We start from the raw sequence: 12,088 nt of genomic DNA on the forward strand, positions 1-12,088 counted from the left end.
CGTACTAGGATGATTCGTCACGTAGATGGTTATTCCTACTCACCACTCAAGTATGTCACGAAGGCGGATAAATCCGCAATGTCGCTTTTCCTCCCCGGCTTTGAAAGACCGGGGCTACCAAGCTCCTGTAGTTTACGTGTGGTACTTTCAGCTAATTTTGTGTTCAGGTTGTTAATGACACCATCAAGCTGCTGCTGTACACCTGCGGTCAAATTTTTCAGTTCACCCACTGTCGTATCTGCACGACTATTAACCCCATTCGTGTGACCATTTTGCAACTGCGTGAACGCTTGGCTGGCACGCTGCACCTCTTGGGCAATAGTCGTATTAAACTCCTCAGCCACCGTCGTGCCAGCAGCCGATGCCTGCTGAGTCACCGTATTGATACTGCCCAGCATCTCCTGGGTTTGTTGATCAATCCCCTGTTCCGAATTGCTGATACCCGTCTCCAGGGATGCCTGAGTCGCTGCCATCATGCCATCAAGCTGACCCTGTGCCTCCGCAATCACGGCGTTGACCACTGGTAGATTTGGGGTTTCCATGCCTTGAGCTTGGTCAGCAAATTGCTGGAATGCGCCTTGCACGTTAGTAGTTGCTTGGTTAACCCCTGCTTGCAGCGCCGCTGTTACTTGCTCGGCATTGGCATTAATTCCCAGTTTCTGCTGTTCCCCTAAACTATTGAGCTGAGTTAACTGGGTTGCCTGCATTTGGTCTAAGGAACTCAGGGTGGCATTGAGATTCTGATCAATGCTTTGGAGTTGACCCTTCAAGGCTTGGGATGCCATGTTCAGCGCCGATTTCTCAGACTGGGCGAGTTCTTGCAGAGCCGCCTTGTACTTGAGTTGCAGCTCGTTGCGAGTCGTCGCCACAACCTGCTGCATTCCTTTCACTACTTCCGACTGGCTGGTGGAGAGTTCTGCGGCTTTTTCATTGGCGTTTTGCTGTAAGCCGTCACTATAGGAGGCAGCGACATCCCCGGCTGCTTTAATCTTGGCTTGGCGCCAGTTTTCAACGTAGGTTTCTCTGTCAAAGCTTTCCAGAAATTCCGTAATAAAATTACTGGGTTCTGGGGGAGATTCACCTGCAAATTGTTTTTGGTAATCGTTACCAATTTGGATGGCTTCCTTGCCAACCGTCACCCCAGCAGCTCGGAAATCTTGGGCAGCTTTGGTGAAGGGTTTGGCAATATCAGACGCCATTCCCGTCTCAATTTGCTGGAGTTGAGCAAGGCTCGTTTGGTATTCTGTTTGGATGCGATCGCGTGCAGCGGTTGTGGAGGATTTGATCGCCCCGACAGTCGCTTGGTGTTGTCCCGTTACCTCCTGTTTTGCCCCTTGCGCCTGACTTTGAACTTGGCTACGGGCTTGAGCCATGGCATTAGTAATGGTTGCTTGATTTTGGCTGATTGCCATATCCACAGCAGCCACAGCTTGCCCCGCCGATGCCTGGATGCGAGGTGCAATGGTTTGTCCGAGGCTGCCTATACTTGCCACGCGCTGTGAACCCGAAGCCATGAATTGAGACATCGCGGCTTCTGCCTGGAGGCGCTGCTGTTCCATTGAGCTAGCTACCTGAGCTTCAGGAATGGGATGAGCGACAATGCCTTGCTCAGCAGCAGCTAGGGAGGCTTGGGGATTCTCGGTTTGGCAAACAACCATACCATTTCCCGCCGCACCCAAAACCGTTTGGGGGTTGAGGGCAGCAATTCCTGCCTCGGTAGTCACAAAGGTGGGCTTGATTTGAGGTGGAGTAAATGCTACGCCTGTATTGGTTGGGGGTTGTGAGTTCGCCGCCGCCGTTTCTATCTGACTGCTGGTTTGGGCTACCGCCGTTGCTGCTTCCGCTTGTTTTCCAGCCACTTGTTCTTTTTGAGTGGTGACTTGGGCAACAGCGTCTTGATCGACTTTTTCCTCATCAGTGGGTGTCTGTTTGGGGGTATCTCCTGTAGCGTCTGGACTCTCTTGCTCTCCAGCTTGAGCGGTAGCGGTTTCCTCTTTTGCACCTGCTTCCGTTTTTGTCTCCGGCTCACCTAGATTTTCTGTTGTTTCGGCTGTCTCTGTTTTCGTTACGGCTTCAACAGCCTTTTGCGCGTCCTGGTTAGCCGTCTTGGCACTGGCGACATCGGGATTCGTGGACTCACTCTTACTGTTTTCCGCCTGACTCTTGTCCGTATTGGCACTATCAGTATCAGCGTTCTTATGCTTACCTTTTTCGTCCTGAATGGCTACTTTCCGTTTAGCTTGAGAATTGCTCTCCGGCTGGTTCCGAGCAGTCTCCCTATCTGGCTCATTTTCAGCCGCCGCACTTGTGCTTTTGGTATCAGCAACGGCATCGCTCTCCGTTTCAGTTTCCTCTAGGGTTTCAGATTCACTTATTCCCTCCTGTGTGTCGTCTGAGGGCGTTTCCCTCTTGGTTTGAACGGGAGTCTCAGACGTCAGCCGATTCAACCCATTCAATCTAAGATTGGTTCTCTGTCCCAAAAGCGGTTGATACTGAGTCTCTAACCCCTTTTGGGGCAGCTTCCTCTGCACCGAAGATGGCTCTTTTCCTGGAGCATTGACTGGAACTTTCAGCCAGTTGGAACTCAAACGGGATGCTCGTTCCTTTTGAGCTTGTAAATCCGGGATTTGGGATTGCGGCTTTTCCGTTTCTGCCTCTGACTCCCCAGCAGGGGTAACACCTTCTGTTTCAGATGACTCCTGACCCTGTGATGCGGCGGCGGAGGATTGTTGTTTTTCTGATTCAACAGTTTCTTCTACCTGTTCTGATGTTGCCTCAACGTCTGGTACTTCCTGCGGCTGAGAGTTATCTTCTGATCCTCCACTAGCAGGCTTTTGCTGAATGGGTTGCGGTGGAGGTGTTTCTGATGCTTTAACCGGGACGTTCAAACCGTTGTAACCCACAAAGGCTGCTTGTTCCAGTTTCTGTTGCAGAAAAGCCTTCTGTTCTTCAGGGGAGCGTCGCACCACCTTTTCCGGCGGCTTGGGGACTTTGAAGCGGCGCCGCTGCAATGGATTGGGCGCTGGCGTCCGATTAAAGGGTGAGGAATTTTTTTTGCGGATGGGTTCTTGAAAAGACATTGCCAAACGTGTCCCCAATCAATGCTGATCTTTTCTGTGCCTCCATCAACCGCCAATGGCGTGTGTGGGAAGATTCAGAATAAAATATCCTCAATTTTATCTTGGAGATAAGGTAAGCGCTCATTCCTCTCATCAAAACTTAACCAACTCGCGATCGCTATAGTGGTATCGAGCTTGGAGAAAATCAATGCGATCGTCTCTCACCCCATCAACTGTTCTGTTATCACTTGTGTTATCTTACTACGCCTGCTCCAACCAATCCACTAAATCCGACACCTCAGAAAAATCCAATAGCGCTTCTGCTAACGCTTCCAACTGGACGATGGGTAATCTCCTAACCTGCTCAATTAATACTGGCTCAACCTCACCCAACCGCCGCTTAAGCTGACGGATAATCAAATTCACCTCTCCTGCTCGTGGCTGCTGATCCAACCAAGCCGTTAAATCAGTAGTTGCCGAAAAATCCAATATCGCTACCCCTAACGCCTCTAGCTGTTCGGGAGGTAACTCCCTAACCCGCTCAATTAATGCTGGTTCAACCTTACCCAGTCGCCGCTCAATCAGGCGTCTAGTCAAGCTGAATATCCCTTGTTGCAAAATATCTTGATAAATTACAGATCCACGCATCATATCCTCCCGCAAAAACCGACGAATTAAATCTTTCTCAAACCGTAACCCCGCGAGAATTTCTGTACTTTAGCTACATCTTTACTATTTTTTACTAAAACACTGTCACGCCGTTAAATTAGGAATAGGTAGCGAGCAAGATGCAAAGCTTGCGGCATGGCTTCGCTTAACGCACTAAAACGATTTTGCCTAAAAATCATCAAATCAATCGTTCACTTTCATGATGCTACCGCTTTAACTCTAATCATCATAACTAAACTTCAACGCGACAAACTTATCACTAGAACCTGGGCGCTGACAAAATACTTCTTGTGAGCGATCGCGTTCATCTTTTACACAACTCACCATCCGTTTAAATTGTTCGACATTGTTTTTATACTGTCCTGGATTGATACGGAGTTTTTGGCGGAATTGTCCCCAAGTAACATCAACAATATCATCTCCACATACCATTTCGACTTCACCCCGTTCTACGTCAATATCACCCACATCTACTTCAATTTCAGCATCTTCAATTTCCAAGATGTTGCACGTCTCTAGTTGAGCGCGATCGCCACAAGCGGCTAATCCACCAACAGTGATCGTAATAACACCACCGAGAATAAGAGAGATAATCTTGTTCATATTTGTTTCTTGAATTGTGAGCATAATTATAAACAAATAACATAAATAAATTATTCAATTAACTATAAATCACTGATAAACATCATCGCTGACGCCTGATTCACGGTTGCCACTCTTGCCACTGCATGACGCCAATTTTGCTGGTCTTGCTTCCGGGTTTCTAACTCCTTAAATTCTAACCAAACCTTGGAGCGAACATCCTCATCACTCAGAAAAATTTCCCACTCTCGCTTCATGTCTCTGGCATAAATAACCAAATCGATAAATTCCTGCACCATATAATAACGAGCTTGACTGGGTGCAGTTAGCCAACTATTTAATGTTTCCTGACAAGCCGCCACTGCTTGCTCATGCAGCTTTTCCAGGTTCCTGAGTACCTCTGAAGCATTGGACGGATCAGGTAAAATTCCGAACACTTCCGCCAGACTTAAATCAATATCTGATTGCAGAATTTCATCAAGCTGTTTGCGAATTAAATGTAATAGAACACTCCCGTAAGAAAACTCGAATTCCCAAAGCGTTCTAAACCCTAACTCTAATTGATTTCCCCGTTGTCCTAGTAAATCAGCCATGTCTTTGAGAAAATCAGCGCCTCTGGTTGAGGTTAATTCGCCCAATTTACCTTGATTGACTAACACATCAGTTACTAACGATTTCACTTTATCAATCGATAGTCTCAATCCTTGATCAACTTGTAAAAAATGCCGCGATAAATGAATTCGCAGTTCCCGAATGTAGACGCGGTAGATAGCTTGATAGGATTCTTTAAACTCAAATTCACAACTGCGGCTGATAATCTCCTGATCTGTCTCTGGAATCCCTTTATCGGTTTGACAGTTTTTCAACGCGGCTTGCACCGCCACCTGAAAATCTGGATCAATGGCTTCACATTGTTCTTTCAGTTGATTCCTCAGTTCTAAAAGACCTTGGATTAGTTCCTGAGACAGTTGCTCAAATAATCGTCTAAATTGGCGAGATTCCCCCGAATTGTATCCCAAGGCTTGAGTCGATTTTTCCAGTGCTTGCTGAATCTGCTGATGTAATTGTTGCAGGTTACTTTGGCAATGAATCGCGTATCGCTGATCCAAGTCTTGAATATTCACCGTGAGATAGTCTAAAACCTGATTAAAGACTCGGTTAGCATCATCTGGATCAGAACAATCTGCTATTTCGGTCTGTACGACCTGAATCGTATCAATATTTTGCTTAAGGCGTTGACAGGCTCTAAGATTCTCAGTTCTGCGACTATAATTTAAAATCATAAATGACCGTTTTTCTAGATCATTCAGAGCTTGCGCTGCTTTATCATATAACTGAGTATCTAGGCGTTGCCATTGATAACGCTGCGGATCAGGTCGTTTAATAAACAAAACCACATCCACTTCATTCCCCAAGGTTTCTAACATTAGCGTTTCATCGCCTAACTTGGAGTCACCTAAACCCGGAACATCTACTAACGCAATGTTGCCCACATCCGGATTTTGAAACGGACAAACTATCTTAACCTCTTTTACTGCCAAGTGTTTGAACGTGATTAAATAATTCTGCTGCGTACCATCCCGTTTTTGCATCACATAATCGGTAATTTCTTCCGCCTGAATTTTGAGCGATCGCGGATTTCCAGACTGAAGCAAAGATCTATAGTGACGGAGATTTTGATGATAATCGTAGCAGAGGCGTTTGTACATCTCTTCATTGCTTGCTCCGACTACTCCTTGTTCGGGAAATACCTGGTTGGCGAACTCATCTAAACTATAGGGTTTTTCCGTTAAACCAAGTTCATCGTAATAGGGATAAATAACTTCCTTTAAAAAGGATGATTCCGAATGTAGCGTGACTTCAACCTGAACAGAGGTTTTGGGTTTAGGTAAAACCATCTGGTCTTGAATTCCATATAAACTAGAGCCAACGCCATTAAATTGAACCGTTTTATCCTCTGAATTATTGTTAGTCAATAATTCCTCTTGCCGATTTTCAATTGTACTGCGAACTGCCGTGCAAGCTCCTCCTTCTAGTGCCGGAATTTCATTATCAGTCAGTCCACTTAAGGTTTTCAGTAATGTACTTTTTCCCTGTCCCATTAATCCGACAACGCCAATATTTAAGGTAGGACGCGAGAAACGTTTTTGCAGACTGTTCAGATTCTCGGATTCAATTTGAAGTTGTTGCAACAAATAGGAGAGATGAATGGTATTGAATTTCTCTTGGATTTCACTCTCACCGAACGATACCGCCAGCCGTTGACGATACCGTTCTAATTCGCCCAAGGCGGAGGTAAGTTGAGCGAGATGGCTTTCTACCTGTTGTATGTTTTGGACTAGGGGTTGGCGCTGTTCGATGATCTGGTTAATCCGTTGCGCTCTTGTCTGGGGGGGTTGGCTGGTATTCATGAAACCAGAAACGTTATTGTTAAACCATTAGATTACTCCAAAGTCGGCGCTATTTGATTGCAGCGGAATGGCACTGAAAATTTGCATTTTGGTATCGCCTTCATCCTTGACATCCTTGATATACCGTAGAGTGGGCATTACCCACCAGCATAGCAGTCAGAAAAGGGTTGTATAGATTGTAGGCGGGATTGACAGAGACAAACCAAACCGTTAATTTCCTATCTGCCATAACCCACCAATCTATCATTTCCTGGGCGCAAGTCTTATTCTTCTGTTCTGGGCGCAAGCTTTGCGCCCCTATGATTGATGTATTAACAAAGCTATAAATGTTGTATCGTTTTATTAATACATCAGATCCAAACGATTGAGAATAAGCGAGACTACATAACATAGCACGAAAAGGGTTGTCGATCATGAAATCGTCTGGGTTGGGTTTCCGCTGCTTGTTCGCTCTTCTATCCCTATGCCAAGCAATTCTCTGTGGCGTTGCAGCGCTAATTGGAGATTCCGCCGCCCTAGCGCAATCCATCACCCCAGCCGCAGACGGTACAGGTACAACGGTTACGGAAAATGGTACCCAATATGATATTGACGGTGGTAGTATTTCCGCCGATGGGAGTAATTTATTCCATAGTTTTGAGCAGTTTGGCTCAAATGCAAACCAAACTGCCAATTTTCTCGCCAATCCCAACCTGGAAAATATTCTCAGTCGCGTCACGGGTGGAAATGCGTCGGTAATTAACGGTTTGATTCAGGTAACGGGGGGAACGCCTAATTTATATTTAATGAATCCGGCGGGAATTATTTTGGGGGAAGGTGCGAGTTTAAACGTTCCTGCTAATTTTACCGCCACAACCGCCACAGGAATTGGATTTGAAAATAACACTTGGTTTAATGCCAGTGGTGCGAATAATTATCAAACCTTAATTGGCACACCCAATCAGTTTTCCTTTAACGTATCCCAACCGGGAACTATTGTTAATGCTGGCGACTTATCCGTATCACCAGGGCAAACTGTCACCTTACTCGGTGGTAGTGTAATCAATACAGGAACCATCACCGCAGCCGGAGGAACCGTTACCGTGGCAGCGGTTCCGGGTTCCAATTTAGTCAAGATATCTCAGCCAGGAAAATTACTATCGTTAGAAATTGAACAACCCACCAATGGTATGGGAGAACCCTTACCCGTTACACCTCTAGATTTACCTGAGTTGTTAACGGGTAACGAGGAAACTGTTGAGACTGGGCTTGATGTGTTGTTATTTGGTCAGATGAAACAGCTAATATACATGGAACATTAACAGCACGAGGAGGCATCACTGCTGGAAATGGGGGATTAATTGAAACCTCTAGCAAAAAGTTTCTGGAACTTACCAGTACCCCTGATACTTCTGCCCCTCAGGGGAAAGGGGGGACATGGCTAATTGATCCGACTGATATCACGATTGTAAATACTGGGGGAGGCGCGATTGGCACAAACACAGTTGATGTTGCTAATATTAACACGGTACTTAATAATGGCAACAATGTCACGATTACGACAAATATCGCTGGTCTTACAGGTTTAGGCAATATTACCCTCGACAGTGGTGCAGCAATTAACAAAACAGGCGGAGGAGATGCTACGTTGACTTTGGAGGCAGATAATAATATCACTCTGAATGCGGGTATTACCTCTAGTAGTGGCAGGCTGAATCTCAATCTTTTTGCTGATCATGAGAATAACGGTGAGGGGATAGTCGAAATCAATCAATCCATTTTGACAGGAGGAGGAAATATTGTTGCTACCGGAATGACTACCGGAACGAGTCCAGGTGTATTAGTTAATACCCCCCTCGACACCGGAGGTGGAGACCTTGAAATCACTGGAACTAGCACGTTGGAAGGTGTTCGTATCAATGACGAAATTAACTCCGGAGGCGGAGATATTATCCTTACCGGAAATAGCACAGGTAACGCCCCAGGATCATGGGGAATATTGGTTGATCAACTGACTTCTGTCGGCGGGAATATTAGTGTAACAAGTCTTGGAGGATTTGAGGGGATTATTATTGCTAACCCGATCAATTCAGGCAGTGGAACTATTACCTTGACAGGTGACAGGATTAATCTTCAATTTTTTGGTTCTCCTTCAGTTAGCGGCAGTGGCGATTTAATTTTGCAACCATTGACGGCGAGTATAAATCTGGAAATTGGTGGTACGGGTGCGGCAAGGACAACATTCCTGAACACACAAGAACTAGGTATAATAACGAATGGCTTACCCTGGATTACTATTGGACGAGATGACAGTAGTGGTACAATTACCCTAGGTGATAACGTCACATTTAATGACCCTGTAACCTTGCGATCGCCTAACGGATCAATAAACACTACAGGTGGCACTATTACTGGAGCAGATGATGCCACGATCACGTTGCTCTCTGGCGGCACAATTCGTACCGGAAATATCACAAATCCCGGTCGTTCTATTACCATAGGTACTCCCACCCTACCCGCCGCTAGTATTGAAGCTGGAAGCATCAGAACTAACACGACAACTGATGGTGACAATGGTGGTTCCGTCAATTTGGAAGCTTCAGGGGATATTACAGCATCACAAATTTTTACTATGTGGGAAGGTTCCACAACGGGTGATGGTGGTGATATCGCTGTTAAAGCGGGTGGTGATCTTTCTATTAATGGTGATGTTCTTTCCTTGACGAATAATGGTAATGGCGGCAACATTACCTTTAATGTAGGCGGCAATATTTACACAGATGATATTCAGTCAATTGGTAATTTAAGTAGTGGAACCATTAATCTCAGAAGTGGTGGTACTATAGATACCACGTTTTTTGGGGGAACTGCTGGTGTAATATTCTCTTGTTCTGGCATAGGAAATCAGTGTTCTGGTGGTAATAGTGCAGGTGGCGATGTCACTCTTGAAGCAGCAACGAGTATTATCACCAATATCAATGCCACAGGTTCTTTAGGTGGCGGTAATATCATTGTTACCAGTGACGAAATTGACATTGGTGCAAGCAGCAATGGTGGAACAATTGAACTCAAGCCATTTACAGCAGATCAAGATATTGTTATTGGCGCATCAACTACCAATAATACAGCGGCATTAGATTTGACAGCAGCAAAACTTAATCGATTACAAGATGGCTTTAGCTCGATTACTATCGGACGAACTGACAGTAACGGTACGATTACTTTAGCTAATACTGTCACCTTTAATGATCCGGTTAATATTGCAGGTGGTTCAGAATTAATTGGAACAGATGGCGATACAACCTTTACGATTACTAGCACCGATGCGGGTAATATTAGTGGTTTTGGTTCACCCTTAACCTTCTCCTCAATTGAGACTATTACAGGTGGTAGTGCTAACGATACTTTTGCCTTCACTAATAATGCAACCCTTAGCGGCACGATTGATGGCGGTGGTGGTACAGATACCCTAGACTACTCCAGTAATCCAACTCCAGTCACCGTTAATCTTGCCGCTATTGGCGGTGAAAATATTGAAGCCGCGATTGGTAATACAGGTAGCACCTTTAATTGGGCGATTACGAATAGCAATAGCGGCACAATTAATGACACACTCAATTTCAACACCTTCTCGAATCTGACAGGTGGCAATAATGACGACACATTTAGTTTCAATGATGGCGTAACCTTTACCGGAACCGTTGATGGCGGCGCAGGAACAGATACCCTAGACTATTCAGCCTATACCAGTCCCTTAACTGTAAACTTAGCAGTATTAGGGGGAACTAATATTGAACAAGTCCACGGAACCCCAAATGCAACCAGTACCCTAATTGCCAATAACACCGCAAACACTTGGAATATTACCGGAAGCAATAGCGGTACAGTTAACGGACTGAATTTTAGTGACTTTTCTAACCTGACGGGTGGAAACTCAGATGATACGTTTCAATTCAACAATGCAGCGACTATAAGCAGCAACATTGATGGAGGTGCAGGAAATCTTACCTTAATCGGCGATGAGCTTAATTTTACAAGCAATATCTCTGGAACCGGAACTTTAACTCTACAACCTTTAACCTCAAGCCAAGGAATTCAACTAGGGGGTGCGGATAGTGGTAGCACAAGTATTTTAGATTTAACCGCACCAGAACTGAATTCTCTACAAAATACGTTTACCTCAATCACCATTGGGGGAACAACTAGCAGTGGCGCAATTACCCTAGCTGATGATATTACATTCCAAACCCCGGTTACATTACAAGCACCTGTGGGTTCAGGTTCCATCAATACCACCGCCGGAACCATCACCGGAGAAGGGAATGCGACGATTACCTTGTTGGCGAATCAAGATATTATCACCAGTGACATTATCAATCGCGATCGCGCCCTTACCATCACCAGTACCAATGGTGCAATTACTACAGGCAATCTTACCGTCGGTGCGCTGACACTGACAACCAGTGGCGGCGATATTTCGGTCAATAGCTCTAATCCTACTATCTTGTCCGGTTCAGGCGTTATTCAAACCCTTGGCGGAACCGTTACCCTCAATACAACTGATTTGGAAGGGGGTGGGGTTACCTTAAATACCAGTAACCCCACGGGAGAGGGGGGGAATATATACCTTAACGCAAAATCTGGCAGAGTGGCGATCGCAAATCTGAATAGTTCTGGATTGACGGGTGGCGATATTGTTGTTCAAGCGGAATTAGAAATAACCACAGGTGCAATTAATACCAGTGGCAGTTCCGGTGATGGGGGTCATGTTACCCTTGACCCTATTGGCGATATTCAGGTAACTTCGATTAACGCTCAAGGTGGTGATAATGGTACAGGGGGTAACGTTGATATCACCGCAGGCAAATACTTCCGCGCCACAGATACATTTACTGACCAAAATGGGATAGACGCCAGTATTTCTACGGCTGGGGGTAACGGTGGGGGAGATATTACCATTCGTCATGGGGGTGACGCACTCACACCGTTTAAAGTTGGTGATGCAGAAATTAATGGTACGGCTGGCGTTCTCACCAGCGGAGACATTAGTATTATCCCGCCGCGTTCCTTTCCCCTGACTCACCGAGAAGGAAATATTGCGATTATTCGCGGTGATCTTCCCACCACTACCATCGATGAACCGCCGATAAATCCGGTTGATATTACTCAACAGACTGAGAGTAATGAATCTGCCGAGGAAGATAGCATTTCAGACGAAAGTAGTCCAGTCGCTGTCTCATCAACAACCAACACGTAAACTACAGGAGCTTGGTAGCCCCGGTCTTTCAAAGCCGGGGAGGAAAAGCGACATTGCGGATTTATCCGCCTTCGTGACATACTTGAGTGGTGAGTAGGAATAACCATCTACGTGACGAATCATCCTAGTAC

Annotated in this window: 6 protein-coding genes; 2 read left to right on the top strand and 4 right to left on the bottom strand. The window is 45.6% G+C overall.

What is annotated here, in order from left to right; translation table 11 throughout:
* Window positions 1-35: 35 nt before the first annotated feature.
* From RID53_RS31850 to RID53_RS31865, 4 genes are all read right to left on the bottom strand, one after another.
* Entirely contained in the window at window positions 36-3,080 is a 3,045-nt protein-coding gene (locus tag RID53_RS31850) for a hypothetical protein (RefSeq protein WP_446391913.1), read from the bottom strand.
* A gap of 240 nt (window positions 3,081-3,320) precedes the next feature.
* A complete protein-coding gene (locus RID53_RS31855) occupies window positions 3,321-3,710 on the bottom strand; it encodes a DUF4351 domain-containing protein (RefSeq protein WP_446391914.1) in 390 nt (129 codons plus the stop codon).
* A 237-nt stretch (window positions 3,711-3,947) separates the two neighbouring features.
* Window positions 3,948-4,331 (bottom strand): hypothetical protein, encoded by a 384-nt coding sequence (locus RID53_RS31860; protein ID WP_446391915.1) that lies wholly within the window; start codon window positions 4,329-4,331, stop codon window positions 3,948-3,950.
* 62 nt (window positions 4,332-4,393) lie between these two features.
* Window positions 4,394-6,721: a dynamin family protein gene (locus RID53_RS31865; protein WP_446391916.1), complete on the bottom strand. Its 2,328-nt coding sequence runs from the start codon at window positions 6,719-6,721 to the stop codon at window positions 4,394-4,396.
* 413 nt (window positions 6,722-7,134) lie between these two features.
* On the opposite strand from RID53_RS31865, the gene RID53_RS31870 reads away from it, so the two are divergent.
* The gene (locus RID53_RS31870) at window positions 7,135-8,022 is read left to right on the top strand and encodes a filamentous hemagglutinin N-terminal domain-containing protein (protein ID WP_446391917.1); all 888 of its coding nucleotides are present in this window, start codon (window positions 7,135-7,137) and stop codon (window positions 8,020-8,022) included.
* A 326-nt stretch (window positions 8,023-8,348) separates the two neighbouring features.
* Entirely contained in the window at window positions 8,349-11,957 is a 3,609-nt protein-coding gene (locus RID53_RS31875) for a beta strand repeat-containing protein (protein WP_446391918.1), read from the top strand.
* Window positions 11,958-12,088: the final 131 nt, after the last annotated feature.

The sequence above is a fragment of the Coleofasciculus sp. B1-GNL1-01 genome (assembly GCF_040220235.1).
Taxonomy (GTDB): Bacteria; Cyanobacteriota; Cyanobacteriia; order Cyanobacteriales; family Coleofasciculaceae; genus Coleofasciculus.

What these genes read in the sequence shown, in the direction of transcription:
- RID53_RS31850 (WP_446391913.1), bottom strand. Translation starts at nt 3,080, where the DNA reads ATGTCTTTTCAAGAACCCATCCGCAAAAAAAATTCCTCACCCTTTAAT.
- RID53_RS31855 (WP_446391914.1), bottom strand. Translation starts at nt 3,710, where the DNA reads ATGATGCGTGGATCTGTAATTTATCAAGATATTTTGCAACAAGGGATA.
- RID53_RS31860 (WP_446391915.1), bottom strand. Translation starts at nt 4,331, where the DNA reads ATGAACAAGATTATCTCTCTTATTCTCGGTGGTGTTATTACGATCACT.
- RID53_RS31865 (WP_446391916.1), bottom strand. Translation starts at nt 6,721, where the DNA reads ATGAATACCAGCCAACCCCCCCAGACAAGAGCGCAACGGATTAACCAG.
- RID53_RS31870 (WP_446391917.1), top strand. Translation starts at nt 7,135, where the DNA reads ATGAAATCGTCTGGGTTGGGTTTCCGCTGCTTGTTCGCTCTTCTATCC.